The sequence below is a fragment of the Streptomyces sp. NPDC088732 genome, from assembly GCF_044751205.1.
Taxonomy (GTDB): Bacteria; Actinomycetota; Actinomycetes; order Streptomycetales; family Streptomycetaceae; genus Actinacidiphila.
The window spans coordinates 354,793-372,375 of record NZ_JBIVLI010000005.1 but is presented as its reverse complement, the minus strand read 5'-3'; the positions used below and the strand labels follow the sequence as shown (position 1 = coordinate 372,375).

General features: G+C 73.6%; 14 protein-coding genes. 2 read left to right on the top strand and 12 right to left on the bottom strand.

Annotated elements, in window-relative coordinates; all coding sequences use genetic code 11:
* Window positions 1-20 precede the first annotated feature (20 nt).
* The 4 genes from galT to ACIP9H_RS12015 form a co-directional block, all read right to left on the bottom strand.
* Window positions 21-1,067, bottom strand: a complete 1,047-nt coding sequence (gene galT, locus ACIP9H_RS12030) for a galactose-1-phosphate uridylyltransferase (RefSeq protein ID WP_401587690.1) — start codon at window positions 1,065-1,067, stop codon at window positions 21-23.
* A gap of 530 nt (window positions 1,068-1,597) precedes the next feature.
* Window positions 1,598-2,332, bottom strand: a complete 735-nt coding sequence (locus ACIP9H_RS12025; RefSeq protein ID WP_401587688.1) for a response regulator transcription factor — start codon at window positions 2,330-2,332, stop codon at window positions 1,598-1,600.
* A 284-nt stretch (window positions 2,333-2,616) separates the two neighbouring features.
* Window positions 2,617-4,185: a PQQ-binding-like beta-propeller repeat protein gene (locus ACIP9H_RS12020; RefSeq protein WP_401587687.1), complete on the bottom strand. Its 1,569-nt coding sequence runs from the start codon at window positions 4,183-4,185 to the stop codon at window positions 2,617-2,619.
* 130 nt (window positions 4,186-4,315) lie between these two features.
* Window positions 4,316-6,112 (bottom strand): ABC-F family ATP-binding cassette domain-containing protein, encoded by a 1,797-nt coding sequence (locus tag ACIP9H_RS12015; protein WP_401587684.1) that lies wholly within the window; start codon window positions 6,110-6,112, stop codon window positions 4,316-4,318.
* A 125-nt stretch (window positions 6,113-6,237) separates the two neighbouring features.
* On the opposite strand from ACIP9H_RS12015, the gene ACIP9H_RS12010 reads away from it, so the two are divergent.
* On the top strand, window positions 6,238-6,432 hold the full coding sequence (locus tag ACIP9H_RS12010) for a hypothetical protein (protein ID WP_401587682.1): 195 nt from the start codon (window positions 6,238-6,240) through the stop codon (window positions 6,430-6,432).
* A 12-nt stretch (window positions 6,433-6,444) separates the two neighbouring features.
* Here the strand turns inward: ACIP9H_RS12010 and ACIP9H_RS12005 are convergent, their stop codons facing one another.
* The 7 genes from ACIP9H_RS12005 to rsmI all read right to left on the bottom strand — a co-directional run bounded on the left by ACIP9H_RS12005 (window position 6,445) and on the right by rsmI (window position 14,041).
* Entirely contained in the window at window positions 6,445-7,761 is a 1,317-nt protein-coding gene (locus tag ACIP9H_RS12005; protein ID WP_401587680.1) for an acyltransferase, read from the bottom strand.
* Between the two features lie 82 nt (window positions 7,762-7,843).
* The gene (locus tag ACIP9H_RS12000) at window positions 7,844-8,758 is read right to left on the bottom strand and encodes a 4-(cytidine 5'-diphospho)-2-C-methyl-D-erythritol kinase (RefSeq protein WP_401587677.1); all 915 of its coding nucleotides are present in this window, start codon (window positions 8,756-8,758) and stop codon (window positions 7,844-7,846) included.
* 64 nt (window positions 8,759-8,822) lie between these two features.
* Window positions 8,823-9,695, bottom strand: coding sequence for a 16S rRNA (adenine(1518)-N(6)/adenine(1519)-N(6))-dimethyltransferase RsmA (rsmA, locus tag ACIP9H_RS11995; protein ID WP_401587675.1), 873 nt, complete (start codon window positions 9,693-9,695; stop codon window positions 8,823-8,825).
* A gap of 604 nt (window positions 9,696-10,299) precedes the next feature.
* Window positions 10,300-11,529, bottom strand: coding sequence for a ubiquitin-like domain-containing protein (locus ACIP9H_RS11990; RefSeq protein ID WP_401587673.1), 1,230 nt, complete (start codon window positions 11,527-11,529; stop codon window positions 10,300-10,302).
* Window positions 11,530-11,622: 93 nt separating this feature from the next.
* Entirely contained in the window at window positions 11,623-12,528 is a 906-nt protein-coding gene (locus ACIP9H_RS11985) for a TatD family hydrolase (RefSeq protein ID WP_401587670.1), read from the bottom strand.
* Window positions 12,529-12,558: 30 nt separating this feature from the next.
* Complete coding sequence (locus tag ACIP9H_RS11980) at window positions 12,559-12,960, bottom strand: hypothetical protein (protein ID WP_401587669.1); 402 nt, start codon at window positions 12,958-12,960, stop codon at window positions 12,559-12,561.
* Window positions 12,961-13,150: 190 nt separating this feature from the next.
* A complete protein-coding gene (rsmI, locus tag ACIP9H_RS11975) occupies window positions 13,151-14,041 on the bottom strand; it encodes a 16S rRNA (cytidine(1402)-2'-O)-methyltransferase (protein WP_401587666.1) in 891 nt (296 codons plus the stop codon).
* 91 nt (window positions 14,042-14,132) lie between these two features.
* On the opposite strand from rsmI, the gene ACIP9H_RS11970 reads away from it, so the two are divergent.
* Window positions 14,133-15,848 carry a dolichyl-phosphate-mannose--protein mannosyltransferase gene (locus ACIP9H_RS11970; RefSeq protein ID WP_401587665.1) on the top strand — a complete coding sequence of 572 codons (1,716 nt, stop codon included), beginning with the start codon at window positions 14,133-14,135 and terminating at the stop codon, window positions 15,846-15,848.
* Between the two features lie 13 nt (window positions 15,849-15,861).
* Here the strand turns inward: ACIP9H_RS11970 and ACIP9H_RS11965 are convergent, their stop codons facing one another.
* Window positions 15,862-17,499, bottom strand: a complete 1,638-nt coding sequence (locus tag ACIP9H_RS11965; RefSeq protein WP_401587663.1) for a S8 family serine peptidase — start codon at window positions 17,497-17,499, stop codon at window positions 15,862-15,864.
* Window positions 17,500-17,583: the final 84 nt, after the last annotated feature.

Genomic DNA, 17,583 nt, shown 5'->3' with positions numbered 1-17,583 from the left:
CGCGCGTGCCGGTGCCGGCCTCACGGGGTGGCGACCTCGCGCAGCCGGGCCGCGGCGGCCTCCGGCGGCACGTCGTTGATGAAGACGCTCATGCCGGACTCCGAGCCCGCCAGGAACTTCAGCTTCCCCTTGGTGCGGCGGATCGTGAACAGCTCCAGGTGCAGCGCGAACTCCCTGCGCAGGGGGCTGCTGAAGGGTGCCTGGTGCCAGCCGGAGATGTACGGGGTCGGCGGCTCCTCCGGGCCGAAGATCCGGTCGAAGCGGCGCAGCAGTTCCAGGTAGACCTCCGGGAACTCGGCGCGCGCGTCCTCGTCCAGCCCGAGCAGGTCGGGGACCCGGCGGCGCGGGTAGAGGTGCACCTCGTACGGCCAGTGGGCGGCGTAGGGGACGAAGGCGGTCCAGTGCTCGCCCTCCAGGACGATCCGGGAGCCGTCCTCGCGCTCGCGCTCCACGATGTCGTCGAAGAGGTTGCGGCCGCCGGTGGCCTCGCTGTGCCGCTCCAGCGAGCGCAGCATCAGCTCGGTGCGCGGGGTGGCGAAGGGGTAGCCGTAGATCTGGCCGTGCGGGTGGCCGAGGGTGACGCCGATCTCCTCGCCGCGGTTCTCGAAGCAGTAGACCTGCTCGACCCCCGCGAGCTGGGACAGCTCCCGGGTGCGGTCGGTCCAGGCGTCGAGCACCAGCCGCGCCCGCTCGGGGCTCAGCCCCGCGAAGGACTGGTCGTGGTGGTCGGTGAAGACGACCACCTCGCACCGGCCGTGTTCTCCGGAGAGCGAGGGGAAGCGGTTCTCGAAGACGGCGACCTCGTAGTGGTCGTCGGGGATCTCGGTGAGGCGGCCGTCACGCGTGGGGCACAGCGGGCACTGGTCCGCGGGCGGGTGGTACGTGCGGGCCTGCCGGTGCGAGGCGATGGCGACGGAGTCGCCCAGCAGGGCGTCGTGGCGGATCTCGGAGACCGAGGACACCGGGTCGAGCGGGCGCCGGTCGACGGCGTCGTGCACCGCGTCGTCACGGGTGTCGTAGTAGATCAGCTCGCGCCCGTCGGCGAGCCGGGTCGATGTCTTCTTCACCCTGCGGGCTCCTCACACACACCCCAACCAACAGAACCGAACACAATGAACCACAACGAAACAGGAACGTCAACGAAAGCAGCGCCACAGGGAGTGATCACCGGATGGATCAGGAGGGGGGTGGGGTCCATGACACGGCCCTCCTCGCGGCACGGCGGGCTTCGAGGACGCCACGACTTCACCGCGCGTGACGGTCCCGCGGGGCCGCGATGGCGGCATGGCGCGGTCCGCATGGGGACGTCGAAAGCGTGCGGGGCCGTCCAGGACGGGGTATCGACCCGGCGTTCGGCGCCGCCCGGACCGCCGGACCAGCGGTGACGGCCCTACCGGACACGGGCAGGACCGGGACGAGCCTCGGCGCCGCGCGGCACAGCAGGGAACCACCCGGCACCGCGGCCCTCAACGGCGCGGCGGGCGGGAATCGCCCCCGTTCACGGCGGCGAAGCGGTCACATCCCCTTCGGGGTGAGGTGGGGCGGGCGCACGCGGAAGACGTGCCGTGCCACGCCGTGCCACGCGTCGGCGCGCGGCTCAGCCCGCCCCCTCCCCCGCCGTCCCCGGAGGAGACGCCTGCGGAGGAATCACGACCCCGCCCGGAGGGCGGTGCGTGACGCGGTCCAGCAGTCCGGTGCGGGCGGCCAGTGCGGCCGCCTCCAGCCGCGACCCGACCCCGAGCTTCATCAGCACCCGCTGCACATGCGTACGGGCGGTACTCGGCGCGATCGCCATCCCCGCGGCGATCAGCCGGGTGTCCTCCCCCTCCGCGACCCGCATCAGCACCTCGACCTCGCGCGGGGTGAGCATCTGCAGCAGCCGGGTGCCCTCGTCGTCCGGCTCCACCACGGGGTTGAGCAGTTCCGCGAAGGCCCCTTGGAGCAGGGCGGGGGCCACGGCGACCTCGCCCGCGCGGGCCTTGGCCATCGCCCGTTCGACGCCCTCGATCCGCTCGTCGTGCCGGACGTAGCCCGAGGCGCCGGCGGCGAACGCGGCCGCTATCCCCCGCGGGTTGGGCACCGGGCCCAGGACCAGCACCGCCACCCCCGGCCGCTCCCGCTTGATCCGCGCGACGGCGTCGAAGGCGCCCGGCTCGGCCGGGGCCGCGGTGCCGATCAGGCACACCTCGGGTGCCCGGCTCAGGACCAGATCGGCCGCGCCCGAGGCGGGCGCGGCCGCGGCGAGCACCCGGTGCCCGCGCAGTTTCAGTGCCGAGGCGAGCGCCTCGGCCAGCAGACGATGGTCGTCGACGACGACGAGCCGTACGCCCATGGGCGTCCCCCTCATCCCCCCATGGACCGGTGCGGGCCTGCCCACCGAGTCCAAGCCGGTCCCCCTTCACATGCCGTAGCGCGGCCACCGCCCGGCGTCCCACGCGTGCCCCCACGGTGGCCCACCGCGGGCCCGGGTCATGCCCGGGAAGGTACACGCTTGTTCGACGCGGCGCGCCCCCTACCGGCCAGAAGCCTCCAGCAATTCCGAAATGACCGGTCTTCCTGGCCGCTTCTCACCCGAAACCGCTCGTTCCGTACCGTACATACCCGGAAATCGACCACTCAGCCGAAGGCCGCGATCGCCTTGCCGGTGAGGGTGGGGTTGGCGGAGATGCTGGCGGGGTTGACGAAGAAGTGGTCCTTGTAGAGCCAGTAGAAGGAGCTGCCGTCCAGGAACTGGTTCTCCAGTTCCTTGCCGCCGGCGGGGAGTTCCATGAAGTCGGCGGACGTGTGCGTGCCGGGGTCGACGGCGATCAGCCTGCCGGGCTTGTCGTACGTGTTGCGCTGATAGCCGATCACCTTGCCGTCCCGCATGCCGACGATCTTCACCTCGCGCTCCTCGCCGGGCTCCGCCAGCCACTTCGGCTTGCCGGTCCGCAGGTCCAGCGCCGCGATCTCGTTGGTCTGCGCGTAGGACTCACCGGTGCCGGCATGGCTCCGAGTGGGCAGGTAGATCGTGGTGCCGTCGATCGCGAAGTTCGCGCAGTGCGCCTCGCCGTTGGGCGGGCAGGTGACCGCGTACGTGCCCTGGTAGCCGCCGGCGCCCAGGGAGATGCGGCTCTTCATCCTGCCGTCCTCCAGGTACGCCAGATCGGTCATCAGACCGCTCGCGCCGGCCGACAGCCCGACCACGACCGGGTCGGTAGACAGGATGTTCTGCACATCGCTGCCGGTGGGCACCTGCCAGGACCACTGCTTGCGGCCGCTCTCGCTCAGCCCCTGGACGTACATGTCGCCGTTCCAGCCGCCGCACTGGACGACGGCGACCAGCTTCGCACCGCCCTTGTAGCCCTTGTCGTTGCAGTCGGAACCGGCCTTCGGGGTCCACAGGACCTCACCGGTGCCGATCCGGTAGCCGACCGAGCCGCCGAGCCACGCCAGGGCGGCGGTGTCACCGGTGACGGCGACCTGCGTGTAGTCGTGCGAGGTCTGGCCGTTCTGGTCCGGCAGCTGCTTGGCCCACAGCCTGGCGCCCTTGGCGATGTCGATCGCCATCACCTCGCCGCAGTCCGTGCCGTACGTGACGACCACGCGGTCCCCGGACGCCTCGCGCGAGGCCGGGCAGGACTCGCCGGACAGCGGGACCGACCAGTTCTCCTTGCCGGTGTCGATGTCGAAGGAGCGCACCGCGTCCGGTGTCGTCTTCACCACCGCGTTGCCGGTGAACCAGGCGTCCGGAATCGCCGCCAGGATCTCCGACTTGGGCGGACGCGCACCGTCCTTGTCCCACAGCGCCTTCGCCCGGACCACACCGCCGTCGCGCCCGCCGCTGCCACCGCCGCGGCTCGGCGACGGCGTACCGGACGTGTCCTGGCCGCCCGAGGTGAACGCCACGAACACACCGCCGCCGACGACGAGCACCGCCGCGACCGCCGCCGCGACGACGGCCACCAGCCTGCCGCCGCCCTTGCGGGGAGGCGGCGGGGGCGGTGGGAACTGCGGGTAGCCGTACGGCGGAAGGGGCTGGGTCGGGGCCTGCGCGTACGGATTGGGGCCGTACGCGCCCGGACCCGGAGGATGCGGCGGGACCGGGGCGGCGTACGGGTTGGGCTGCGGCGGCGGGTAACCGTACTGAGGCGGCTGCGGCCCGAATCCGGGCTGGTCGCCGGGCGGGGGCGGCGGCTGCGACATCAGCGGGCACCTTTCGGGCACAGGCGTGCGAGGGCGGACGGTGACCCTCTTTGTACCACCGGTGACACACCGTTCCGAGCCCGCGCCCGGCGACCGTTACGGCACTGCTACACCCCTGCCCGGCAGGTGGCTACGCCTCCGCCTCGTCGGCCAACTCCAGCCAGCGCATCTCCAGTTCCTCGCGCTCCGTGCCCAGCGAGCGCAGCTCCATGTCGAGTTCGGCGACCTTCTCGAAGTTCGTCGCGTTCTCGGCGATGGCCGCGTGCAGCTTGGACTCCCGCTCGCTGACCTTGTCCAACTGCCGCTCGATGCGCTGCAGTTCCTTCTTGGCGGCGCGGCTGTCGCCGCCGCCCTTGGGCTTGGCCGGGGCGGGCGCGGGGGCCGCGGCCTCCACCACGGCGCGGCGCCGCTCCAGGTACTCGTCGATGCCGCGCGGCAGCATGCGCAGCGTCGCGTCGCCGAGCAGGGCGAAGGTGCGGTCGGTGGTGCGCTCCAGGAAGTAGCGGTCGTGGGAGATGACGACCATCGAGCCCGGCCAGCCGTCGAGCAGGTCCTCCAGCTGGGTCAGCGTCTCGATGTCCAGGTCGTTGGTGGGCTCGTCGAGGAAGAGCACGTTCGGCTCGTCCATCAGCAGGCGCAGCAGCTGGAGCCTGCGGCGCTCACCGCCGGACAGGTCGCCGACCGGCGTCCACTGCTTCTCGTTGGTGAAGCCGAACTTCTCGCAGAGCTGACCTGCCGTCAGTTCACGGCCCTTGCCGAGGTCCACACGGCCGCGCACGGACTCCACGGCCTGGAGCACACGGATCGCCGGGTCGAGTTCGGCGACCTCCTGCGACAGATAGGCCAGGCGCACGGTCCTGCCCACCGCGACCTTGCCGGCCGCGGGCTGCTTCTCGCCGTCGCTCGCGGCGGCCTCGGCCAGCGCCCGCAGCAGCGAGGTCTTGCCCGCGCCGTTGACGCCGACCAGGCCCACCCGGTCACCGGGGCCGAGCTGCCAGGTCAGGTGCTTCAGCAGCACCTTGGGACCGGCCTGCACGGTCACGTTCTCCAGGTCGAAGACCGTCTTGCCCAGCCGGGTCGTGGCGAACTTCATCAGCTCCGCGTTGTCGCGCGGCGGCGGCACGTCGGCGATCAGCTCGTTGGCCGCCTCGATGCGGAAGCGCGGCTTGCTGGTGCGCGCGGGGGCGCCGCGGCGCAGCCACGCCAGCTCCTTGCGCATCAGGTTCTGCCGCTTGACCTCCTCGGTCGCGGCGATCCGCTCGCGCTCGGCGCGGGCGAAGACGTAGTCGCTGTAGCCGCCCTCGTAGTCGTGGACGTCACCGCGCTGCACGTCCCACATCCGCGTGCACACCTGGTCCAGGAACCAGCGGTCGTGGGTGACGCACACCAGCGCGGAACGGCGCACCCGCAGATGGCCCGCCAGCCACGAGATGCCCTCGACGTCGAGGTGGTTGGTGGGCTCGTCGAGCACGATCAGGTCCTGCTCTTCGATCAGCAGCTTCGCCAGCGCGATGCGGCGCCGCTCGCCACCGGAGAGCGGCCCGATCACCGTCTCCAGGCCCTGCGGGAAACCGGGCAGGTCCAGCCCGCCGAACAGGCCGGTCAGCACGTCGCGGATCTTCGCGTCCCCGGCCCAGTCGTGGTCGGGCCGGTCGCCGAGCACCTCGTGGCGGACGGTCGCCGCCGGGTCCAGGCTGTCGTGCTGGGTCAGCACGCCCAGCCGCAGCCCGGAGGTGTGCGTCACGCGCCCGCTGTCCGGGCCCTCCAGCTTGGCCAGCATCCGGATCAGGGTCGTCTTGCCGTCCCCGTTGCGGCCGACGACGCCGATGCGGTCGCCCTCCGATACGCCGAGCGAGATCGCGTCCAGCAGGGTGCGGGTGCCGTACACCTTGCTGACGGACTCGACGTTGACCAGATTGACGGCCATGGGACTCCTGTCGATACGAAAGAACGACCTCCCAGGGTAGTGCTGCCGCATGTCGCCCCGGATACGCCCATCGGGCTCCGGCACCCTCCCGCACGGCGCGGCCGCCTGTCTGTACCGTTTCCCCCGTGGAGAAGGATCCGCTCGCCGAAGCCCCCGACCGGCTCGGGCGGCTCGTCGGCCGAGAACCCCGGCGCCTGCGTGACGCGGCGGACGCGGCGGAAGCAGCGGCCCGCGAGGCGGCTCCCACCGGCCGCTCGATGACCCATGACGCCTTCATGGCCGCGCTGGAGGACGAGGACCTCACGGCGGAGTCTTCGTGACCCGTCCGCCGTTCACAGGTTGGGCCGGCTCCGGCCCGCGCGGGCGACCACGGCCCAGCCGGTGGCGGCCATGAGGACGGCGGCGGGGGCCGTGAGGCGGACGGCGATCAGGACGGCGGAGTGCCCGTCGAGGAGGCCGCCGAAGCCGACCGCGGACAGGCCGAGCACGCCGAGGAGGGCGAGGGCGACGCCCAGGGCGGCGCCGGGTGCGGCGAGCGGGCCGGGAGCCGCGACGGGACGCGGGGCGGGCGGGCGTTCGGCGCGGCGGAAGACCGCGACCAGCGCGGCGGTCAGCGCCGCCGCCGCGGCGATCCGCAGCGGCACCTGGGCCCACCAGGCCGCGGACGCCGGGACGGGCAGGTCACGCCCGAGGGCGATCAGCGCGCCGTAGACCGCGAGCATGGCCGTGAGGTGCCACAGGAAGGCGGTCATGGCGACGCCGTTCGCGGCGACCACGCCCCGCCACACCCGCGGCCGGCGCAGCCACCGCCCGGCGGGTCCGCGCAGCAGCTCGACGGCGCCGACGAGCCACACACCGTGGCAGAGCAGGGCGAGCGTGGGCGGCGCCATGTTGGAGATCCGCTCGCCGGGCATCCCGACCATGGACAGCGGGTACGGGCCGAGGGCCACCAGCGCCGTCGCCGCCACCAGTCCGCCGGCGGCCATCACGCCCGCCACCGCGGGCCCGCGCAGCCGGCCGTCCGCCCGCAGGAAGCCCAGCTGGTGCACCGCCAGCCACACGAAGGCGAAGTTCAGGAACGGCACGAAGGGCACCCCGGCGGCGAAGCGCAGCACGTCCACCGCCGCGGCCGCGCCGCACAGGGCGGCGAACGCGCCCCACCCGTACCGTTCGTGCAGCCGCAGCAGCGGCGGTGTGAAGGCCGCCATCCCGAGGTAGACCCCGATGAACCACAGCGGCTGCGCCACCAGCCGCGCCGCGGCGTCCGGTACGGGCAGCAGCAGCGCCGCCGCGCCCCAGACCACGGTGAAAACCGCCGTCGGCAGCATCAGCCGGTGCAACCGGGCGCGCAGGAACGCCGCGTAGCCGCCGCCCGCGCGCACCACCGAGCGGTACGACAGCGCGTGCGAGAAGCCCCCGACGAAGAAGAAGACCGGCATGACCTGGAGCACCCAGGTCAGCGGCTGGAGCACGGGGCGCACGGCCAGCAGGTTGCCGACCTCGATGCCGCCGTCGCGGGTGCTCACCGCGGCCATCAGCCAGTGCCCCAGCACGACCGCGGCCAGCGACGCCACCCTCAGGAAGTCCACGTACCGGTCCCGGCTCGCGGGCGTGGCCGCGGCCAGTGCCGCGGCGTTCGTCTCCACCATGCGGCCACGATGCCGCCGGACCGCCCGGGCCCGGCACCGCCGGACTACTCAACTCCCGTACGAACAGGGTGAGTACGCGTACCTACGACTGCCGGACGACGGTCGCGCCCTCGGCCGGGCCGGTGGTGACACGGACCTCGCGGCAGGTGCCGGACGCGGTGAGCGCGGCGGCGACGGCCTGCGCGGACTCGGCGTCCTTGGCGAGGAAAGCGCAGGTGGGACCCGAGCCGGAGACGAGACCGGCCAGCGCCCCCGCCTCGGTGCCGGCGGCCAGGGTGGCCGCGAGCGAGGGACGCAGGGACACCGCGGCGGCCTGGAGGTCGTTGGCGAGCGAGGCGGCGAGCGCGACGGGGTCGCCGGTGCGCAGCGCGTCCAGCAGGGCCGGGGCGGGCTCGGGGTCCGGCACCGCGGCGTCGCCGCGCAGGCGGTCGCACTCGCCGTAGACGGCCGGGGTCGACAGGCCGCCGTCGGCAACCGCGAAGACCCAGTGGAAGACCCCGCCCACCGGCAGCGCGGTCAGCAGCTCGCCCCGGCCGCGGCCCAGCGCCGCACCGCCGACCAGGCTGAACGGCACGTCGCTGCCGAGCTCCGCGCAGATCTCCAGCAGCTCCTCGCGGCCGGCCCCGGTCCCCCACAGCGCGTCGCACGCGAGCAGGGCCGCGGCACCGTCGGCACTGCCGCCCGCCATGCCGCCCGCGACGGGGATGTCCTTGCGGATGTGGATGTGCACGTCCGGCGTCACACCCTCGTGCCGTGCGGCCAGTGCGATCGCCGCCCGGGCGGCGAGGTTGCTCGCGTCGGCCGGCACCTGGTCCGCGTCCCGGCCCTCGACGGTGACCCGCAGCTCGCCGGCCGGGGTGACGGTGACCTCGTCGTACAGGCCCACGGCCAGGAAGACGTTGGCCAGGTCGTGAAACCCGTCCGGGCGCGGACCGCCCACCGCGAGCTGGACGTTGACCTTGGCGGGCACGCGGACGGTCACGGATCGGCTGGTCACGGGCGTGGTTCTCCTCGGGGAACGGAACGGGGCCGCACGGCGGCGGCCCCCATTGTGCCTGCTGCTACCGCCGGGCGCCCTGCTCGGCGATCGCCGCGAACTCCTCCACCGTCAGCGACTCCCCGCGCGCCTGCGGCGACACCCCGGCGGCCACCAGGACCTCCTCGGCGGCGGCCGCCGAGCCGGCCCAGCCGGCCAGCGCGGCCCGCAGGGTCTTGCGGCGCTGCGCGAACGCGGCGTCCACCACGGCGAAGACCTCCTCGCGCGTCGCGGTCGTCCTCAGCGGCTCGGCGCGGCGCACGAGCGAGACCAGACCGGAGTCGACATTCGGCGCGGGCCAGAACACATTGCGGCCGATCGCGCCGGCCCGCTTCACCTCGGCGTACCAGGCCGCCTTGACCGACGGCACCCCGTAGACCTTCGAGCCGGGCCGCGCGGCGAGGCGGTCGGCGACCTCCGACTGCACCATCACCAGGGTGCGGTCGATGGTGGGGAAGCCGGCGAGCATGTGCAGCAGCACCGGCACGGCCACGTTGTACGGCAGGTTCGCCACCAGCGCGGTCGGCGGCGGCCCGGGCAGCTCCGCCACCCGCAGCGCGTCGTTGTGCACCAGCGTGAAGCGGTCCGCGCGGCCGGGCAGGCGGGCGGCGACGGTGTCCGGGAGCGCCGCGGCGAGCACGTCGTCGATCTCCACGGCCGTCACGCGATCCGCCGCCTCCAGCAGCGCCAGCGTCAGTGAGCCCAGTCCCGGCCCGACCTCCACCACGACGTCCTCCGGACGCACGCCCGCGGTCCGGACGATGCGGCGGACCGTGTTCGCGTCGATCACGAAGTTCTGGCCGCGCTGCTTCGTGGGGCGTACGCCCAGGGTGGCGGCCAGGGCCCGCACGTCTCCGGGGCCCAGCAGCGCGTCGTCCTGATGATCGGTCTCACTCACGGCTCCAGGGTATCCGCGGCGCGGACGCCCAGGTTCCTACCCCGCCCTCCCGCCCGTGTGCCCCATGAAGTCTGGGCGCCCCGCCGCCCGTTGTGTGGGGGCCGGGTTCGGGGCCTCCGGGGCTGCCATTCTGGACAGCACATTTAGGTGCCTCAGGCACTTTCCGTCGAGCGCTCCGGGTCATGCACCCAAATATGCTCCAGTGTCCAGAACGCCACCCCTCCAACCCCGCCCCCTCCGTAGTTGCAAGCGCCTGATCCCCGGTGGGTGGTGTGAAGCGGCACCGTGCTCGGGCACCCGTTGGCGCCGCGCCAACGACCTGCTCCGCCGTCACCGCCCACAGCACTCCCACCGGCCGTAAGCCGCCCCAACGACACCGGGAGGGGGTGCGCCGGGGTCCGCCCGCTGGGGGCACCTCCCAGCGGTAGCTGGGGGAGGGACGAGCGGCGACCGCAGTACACGAATTGCAGGGGTAACCCGCGAGCCCCGAGGACGGACTCCGGAGCGGCGCCGACCCCACAACGCACGCAGCGCAGGGCCCGCACTTACCGCGCCGGGCACACGGGAGGGAGGGCGGGGAAAAGAACCTCCCCCCGCACCCGCGTCAGCGGGTGAGCTTGCGCCCGCACACCGGCCACGGCGTCGCCCCCCGTTGAATGTAGAGCCGCTTCGCCCGGTACGTCTGCTCCTTCGCCGACGCGTCCTGCGGCCGCCCGCTCCCGCCGAGCGCGCGCCACGTGCGGCGGTCGAACTGGTAGAGGCCGCCGTAGGTGCCGCTGGAGTCGACGGCGTTGGCGCGGCCGCCGGCCTCGCACTTGCCCAGGGCGTCCCAGTTGAGGTGGTCCGCGCCCGCGACGGAGTCCGGCAGGCGCTTGGTGCCGACGCGGACGATCTCGCGGACCGGGTCGCGCACCAGTTCCTCGGCGACGGGCACGGGCTTCTGCCGGACGCCGTTGATCGTGCGGTACGAGTACGTGACGCGCCGGAGCCCGTTGCGGCCCCGTTCGTCGACGGCGGTGGTGCCCTGGAAGAGCTGGGGGTCCTCGCGCCGCACGACCTCGTAGGGGATCGGCTGCTCGCGGGTCTCCTCGCGGCCGCGGATGCGCAGGACGGAGACGGTCTGGCCGTCGCGGGGGAAGCTGTCGGGGGCCACGGAGGTGGTGTCCTCGCCGCTCAGCCGGATGCCGGCGTCGCGCACGGCCTCGCCGATGGTGGCGGCGTTGGTCTGGACGGTGCGCTCCTTGCCGTCCACGAGGAACGTCAGCTGCCGTTCGGTGCGTACGTTCAGGGCCAGGCCGCGGCGCCCGATCGGTTCGGAGCGGGAGGTCGAGACGTACGCGCCGTCGGCGCGCACGCCGAGCCGGCCGAGGGCCTCGTCGACGGTGCGGGCGGTGGTCCACAGCCGTTTCGGGCGGCCGTCCAGGGTGAGCGTGACGGGGCGGCCGTAGCGGACGGCGATGCTGTCCCCGTCGTGGAGTTCGGCGTGCCGGCCCGGGGCGACGATGTCGTGGTCGCCGACCCGGACGCCCTGGCGGCGCAGGAGTTCCCCGACGTCCCCGGCGTAGGTGTGCAGGGTGCGCACCTGGCCGTCGACGGAGAGCTGGACCGCCTTGCCGCCCGTCACGTAGGCGCCGGTGCCGCCGGCGAGGACGGCGACCACCAGGGCGCGCGGCAGCAGCCTGGCCAGCGCGTCGGGGCGCTCGGCGGCGCGCCGCCTGCGGGCTTCCGCGCGTGCGGCGACGCGGGCTGCCGCACGGCCGCCCACGGCGGGCGCCGGGCGCTGCAGCGGCAGTCCGCTGCCGTACAGCCCGGCTTCGGCATACGAATGACTCACGACGTACCTCCGGCGGGTCCGGTCGGAACCGAACCGGGACCTTAGCCGAACTTCGTCGCTATCCGTGGCTGCGTCGTCACCCCGTGTCGCGGATCAGTACCCGAACGCGCGCGCCGTGTTGGCGCCGATCGCCGCCGCGACCTCGTCCTCTGCCGCCTTCCGCGCCTCCGCGATCGCACGCACCGTGATCGGAACGAGATACGGAGCGTTAGGCCGACCGCGGTACGGCACCGGGGTCAGGAAGGGGGCGTCGGTCTCGACCAGGAGGAGCTCGGCCGGGGCGACGGCCGCCGCGTCGCGCAGGTTCTGGGCGGACTTGTAGGTGATGGTGCCGGCGAAGGACAGGTAGTAGCCCTTGTCCGCGCAGGTCCGGGCCATTTCCGCGTCGCCGGAGTAGCAGTGGAAGACCACGGTGTCCGGGGCGCCCTCCTCGTCGAGGATGCGCAGGACGTCGGCGTGCGCCTCGCGGTCGTGGATGACCAGGGCCTTGCCGTGCCGCTTGGCCATGTCGATGTGGCGGCGGAAGGAGTAGTGCTGGACGTCGACGCCCTCGGGCCCGGTGCGGAAGTAGTCCAGGCCGGTCTCGCCGACGGCGCGGACGTGCGGCAGCGCGGCCAGCGCGTCGATCTCGGCGAGCGCGGCGTCCAGTGCGGCGGTGCCGCCCCCCTCGCGGGCGCCCTGGCGGGACCACCCGTCAGGATCCCCCTGGACGATCCTGGGGGCCTCGTTGGGGTGCAGGGCGACGGCCGCCCAGACGTTGTCGTACGCCGCGGCCGTACGGGCCGCCCAGTGGGAACCGTTCACGTCGCAGCCGACCTGCACGACGGTGGTGACACCGACGGAGGCCGCCTTGGCCAGCGCGTCCTCGACGCTGCCCTCCTGCATGTCGAGGTGGGTGTGGGAGTCCGCCACCGGGACCGCGAGCGGTTCGGGGAGGGGAGGGGCGGCGGACGCGTCCTTGCGCTGGTCCTTCTGCGGGCGTTCGGGCTTCTGGGGCATGCCCCAGATCCTAGGCGGCGGCCGTGGCGGCTACGCCTGGTCCCTCCTGCGGTGCAGCAGGTGCAGCGGCGACCAGTGCCGGCCGCGGCGTTCGGTGCCGCCCTCGACGGGGGCGGCGGCCGCGACGGGGCGCCGGGGGGCGGCGCAGGGAAGGGGGCCGGCCGTCGCGGTGCTGGACCACGTGCCGGTCACATCGGACACCTGTCCGGCCCGCATGATGCGGACCTTGTGGCCCTCGCACCCGACGCACGTGGGCCGGGTCAGCGGGGACGGCACCCGCTTGCCCTCGACCATGTACCAGACGAGTTCGCGGCCCTGGGCGTCGACGTGGTGCTCTATCTCGTACGCCTGCTCCCAGCCGCGACCGCAGCTGATGCAGACGAAGGCGTACGCCTCACGAACCGTGCCATCGGTTCCGATGGTCTCGCTCATGGCAGCTCCTGTTGCCCTCCGGACGAGGCGTCCGGAGCGGGACTTCCCACTACAGAGAACGCCCACGAAGGCGCCGGTGACAGCGGGGGTGCCCTTTCTTGGGTCAGTTTTGGGGTGTATGTGGCACAAGGCCGCAGGACGCCCCGCAAGCTTTCCCTGTCCCACGATAGGACTTTGCGAAGAGCCGCGTTTAGGCGCTTGTGGGTGGGTTCGTCTCCGCGTGCTTGGCGGACACCACGGCGTCGAAGACCTCGCGCTTGGGCAGCCCCGCGTCGGCCGCGACGGCGGCGATCGCCTCCTTGCGCCGCTCCCCCGCCTCCTCGCGCGCCCGTACCCGGCGCACCAGTTCGGCCGGGTCCAGCTCCTGCGGGCCGGTCTCCGGGGCGCCCTCGACGACGATCGTGATCTCCCCGCGCACGCCGTCGGCGGCCCAGGCCGCGAGTTCCTTCAGCGGCCCGCGGCGGACCTCCTCGTACGTCTTGGTCAGCTCGCGGCAGACGGCGGCGCGGCGGTCCGCGCCGAAGACCTCGGCCATCGCGCCCAGGGTCTCCGCGAGGCGGTGCGGTGCCTCGAACCAGACCAGCGTGCGCCGCTCGGCCGCGGTCTCCGCCAGCCGGGCCCGGCGCTCGCCGGCCTTGCGCGGCGGGAAGCCCTCGAAGCAGAAGCGGTCGACGGGCAGGCCGCTGAGCGCGAGCGCGGTGAGCACGGCGGACGGGCCGGGCACCGCGGTGACCCGCAGGTCCCGCTCGACGGCGGCGGCCACCAGCCGGTAGCCCGGGTCGGACACCGAGGGCATCCCCGCGTCGGTCACCAGCAGCACGCGCGACCCGTCCTCCAGGGCGCGGACCAGTTCCGGGGTGCGGGCCGACTCGTTGCCCTCGAAGTACGACACGACCCGCGCCGTGGTCGTCACACCGAGCGCCTGGGTGAGCCGGCGCAGCCGCCGGGTGTCCTCGGCGGCGATGACGTCCGCGGCGGCCAGCTCGGCCGACAGCCGGGGCGGGGCGTCGGCGATGTCGCCGATGGGGGTGCCCGCGAGCACGAGTACGCCTGCGTCCGCCGGTCCGGTCGAAGTGGTCACCGCCCCAGTCTCCCACCCGGTCGGACCCGGCCGGACCCTCGGATGGCCCGGTCCTCAGCGCATCCACAAGCCGCTTCCCTACGATGGCCCGGTGACGAGTGACACCGCTACGCAGGCGGATCCGGCCGAGGACGCCGAGCACGCCTCCCCCGAGCCGGCGGAGCAGGACTCCTGGCAGCGGCGGCTGCGCCGCTTCGGCCATGTGGACCGTCCGCGCACGAGCCTGCGCGACCGGCTGGTGCCGCCGTTCCCCGAGCCGGGGACACGCGCCTGGTCGGCGCTGGGGGTGGGCCCGGTGCTCGCGACCCGGCTGGCCCGCTGGTCGGCCTGGGGCGGCCCGCTGCTGGTGGCGCTCTTCGCGGGCGTGATGCGGTTCTGGAACCTGGGCAGCCCGCGCGCGGTGATATTCGACGAGACGTACTACGCCAAGGACGCCTGGTCGCTGCTGCAGTACGGCTACGAGGGCAGCTGGCCCGACAAGGCCAACGACCAGATCCTCTCCCGGCCGCCGACGATCCCGTTGTCGGAGGCGCCGTCCTACGTCGTCCACCCGCCCGTCGGCAAGTGGGTCATCGCCTCCGGTGAGTGGATCTTCGGGCTGAACCCGTTCGGCTGGCGGTTCGCGATGGCCGTCCTGGGCACCCTGTCGGTGCTGATGCTGTGCCGCATCGGGCGGCGGCTGTTCCGGTCCACCGCACTGGGCTGCCTGGCCGGCGGCCTGATGGCGGTGGACGGCCTGCACTTCGTGATGAGCCGCACCGCCCTGCTGGACCTCGTCGTCATGTTCTGGGTGCTGGCCGCCTTCGGCTGCCTGCTCATCGACCGCGACAAGGCCCGCGCCCGCCTCGCGGCGGCGCTGCCCGAAGGGCGCCCGGTCGACCACGTCGCGTCCTTCACATGGCTGGGGGTGCGGCCGTGGCGGATCGCGGCCGCGATCTGCCTGGGCCTGGCCATCGGCACCAAGTGGAACGGCCTGTACGTGCTCGCCGGCTTCGGCATCCTCACCGTGCTGTGGGACGCCGGAGCCCGCCGCGTCGCCGGTGCCCGCCACCCGTGGCTGACCGCGTTCTGGCTGGACGGCCTGTGGGCGGGCTTCTCCATGGTGGCCGTCGCCCTCGGCACCTACCTGGTGTCCTGGCTCGGCTGGTTCACCACGGACAAGGGCTACGACCGGACCTGGGCCAAGGGCGACGGCGGCTTCCTCTCCGACTCCTGGGCGGCGCTGCGCAGCCTGTGGCACTACGAGACGCAGGTCTACGACTTCCACGTCAACCTGCACTCGCCGCACACCTACCAGTCCAACCCCTGGAGCTGGCTGGTGCTGGGCCGGCCCGTCTCGTACTTCTACGAGTCCCCCAAGGAGGGCCAGGACGGCTGCACCGCGGTCGGCGGCTGCGCCCGCGAGGTGCTGGGCATCGGCACGCCCGCGCTGTGGTGGGCCGCGTGCTTCGCCCTGCTGTACGTGCTCTACCGCTGGGCCTTCCGCCGCGACTGGCGGGCCGGGGCCATCGCGTGCGGCGTGGCCGCGGGCTACCTGCCCTGGTTCCTGTACCAGGAGCGCACGATCTTCCTCTTCTACGCGGTCGTCTTCCTGCCCTTCCTGTGCCTGGCCCTCGCGATGATGCTGGGCGCGGTCCTCGGCCCGCCGGGGGCGGGTGAGCAGCGCCGGATGTGGGGCGCGGTGGGCGCGGGGACGCTGGTGCTGCTGATCGTCTTCAACTTCATCTACTTCTGGCCGCTCTACACCGGCCAGACGATCCCGATGGACGCCTGGCGGCAGCGGATGTGGCTCGACACCTGGATCTGACCCGCCCGCGCGGTCAGCAGCCGGGGCCGCCGAGCCAGGGCCCGAGGTCGCGGACGGTGTCCTCGACGAGGGCGGCGACGAACTCCCCGACGGGGTCGGTGCCGTCATCGGAACGGCCCGAACGGCCCGGGCGGACGGCGGTGAAGGTGTCCATGGGCGCGGTGGCCGTGTTCTCGCCGTCCCGTCCGTCCTGGCCGCCGCCGCCAGTGACGTTCTCGCCGCTCTGGCCGTTCTGGTCCTTCCGGCCCGTGGTCCCGCCCGCGCCCTGCTGCGGGCCGGCGGGGCGCTGCGCGGCCGTGCCGGAGGGGGCGGACGGCGCGGCGGCGGACCCCGCCCCGCAGTCCAGGCCGGCGCGGTCGGTGCGTACGAGGCCGTAGCGCACGCCTCGGCCGGTGGCGGGGATGGGCTGGGAGCACGCGCCGAGCCGGGCGAGGGTCTGCCCGGGCGCGCCGGTGCACACGCCGGTGCTGCGGCACAGGGCGGCGGTGGCGCTGACGAAGCCGGTGGCCATGCTCGTGCCGGACAGTGCCTGGTAGGCGTTGTTCGGGTAGGTCGAGACGATGTCGACGCCCGGGGCGGCGATGTCCACCGAGTCGCCGCGGTTGGAGAAGTACGCCAGGGAGTTGTCGGGCCCGGTCGCGGCGACCGAGATGACCTCGGGGTAGCCGGACGGGTACTCCCTCACCGTGGTGCCGTCGTTCCCGGCGGCGCCGACGAGGGTGACCCCGGAGGCGGCGGCGATCTCCACGGCCGCGTGCAGCAGCGGGCTGTCGTCGGCGGAGGTCAGGCTCATGTTGACGACGCCGATGTTGTGCGTCGCGGCGTTGGCGGCCACCCACAGCAGGCCCTCGGCGACCTGGGAGACGGAGCCGGTCCCGTCGTCGTCGAGGACCTTGACGTTCCACAGCCGTGTGCCCATGGCCTCGCTGGCGATGCCGATGCCGTTGTCGGTGACGGCGCCGATGATCCCGGCCAGGTGGGTGCCGTGGCCGTAGTGGTCGTCCACGGTGGGGCTGCCGGAGAAGTTGACCGCCCCGGCGACGACGCCCGCCAGGTCCTCGTGCCGCGCGTCGATGCCGGTGTCCAGTACGGCCACGGTCACGTCGTTGCGGGCACCGCAGGTGGGGGCCTTGACGGCGAACAGCCCCCACTGGAGCTCGGGCGTGTAGTAGGGGTCGTTCGGCACGCAGGCGCCCGGCACACCCGCGTAGGGCACGCGGTCCTTGCCGGGCAGGACGTGCTCCTTGCCCGTGCCGGGCGAGGGCGCGCCGGTCCCGCCGCCGGGCTTCAGCGGCGGGAGCACCGCGACCCGGCCGGCGCGCTCGGGCGCGTGCACGATCCCGTCCCGGACGACGGCGCTGACCAGGCGGTTCGCACGGAGGGCGGCGGCCTGTGCCGCGGTCGCGCGGATGGTGTAGGCCTTCAGCGTGCGGCCGGCGGCGGCGACGTCGTAGACCCGGCCGACGGTGGCGTGGTGCGGGCGGGCGTGCTCGGCGGCCACGGTGCGGACATCGCCCGCCGAGTCCTTGAGCATCACGATCCACTGCGCGGCCGGGCCCTCCGCCGCGCTCGCCGCACCCGGCACGAACGCCGAGAGCAGAGCACTCACCACCAGGGGGGCCGCCACGTCCGCCCCGCGTGCCCACGTCAAAGACCGCCTGGTCCTCATGCGTACTCCCGTCACACCGGCGCGCCCCTCGCGCGTCCACCGAGACCGGGAACGTACGACAATCGG

What these genes read in the sequence shown, in the direction of transcription:
- ACIP9H_RS12025 (WP_401587688.1), bottom strand. Translation starts at nt 2,332, where the DNA reads ATGGGCGTACGGCTCGTCGTCGTCGACGACCATCGTCTGCTGGCCGAG.
- ACIP9H_RS12020 (WP_401587687.1), bottom strand. Translation starts at nt 4,185, where the DNA reads ATGTCGCAGCCGCCGCCCCCGCCCGGCGACCAGCCCGGATTCGGGCCG.
- ACIP9H_RS12015 (WP_401587684.1), bottom strand. Translation starts at nt 6,112, where the DNA reads ATGGCCGTCAATCTGGTCAACGTCGAGTCCGTCAGCAAGGTGTACGGC.
- ACIP9H_RS12005 (WP_401587680.1), bottom strand. Translation starts at nt 7,761, where the DNA reads ATGGTGGAGACGAACGCCGCGGCACTGGCCGCGGCCACGCCCGCGAGC.
- ACIP9H_RS11985 (WP_401587670.1), bottom strand. Translation starts at nt 12,528, where the DNA reads ATGCCCCAGAAGCCCGAACGCCCGCAGAAGGACCAGCGCAAGGACGCG.
- ACIP9H_RS11980 (WP_401587669.1), bottom strand. Translation starts at nt 12,960, where the DNA reads ATGAGCGAGACCATCGGAACCGATGGCACGGTTCGTGAGGCGTACGCC.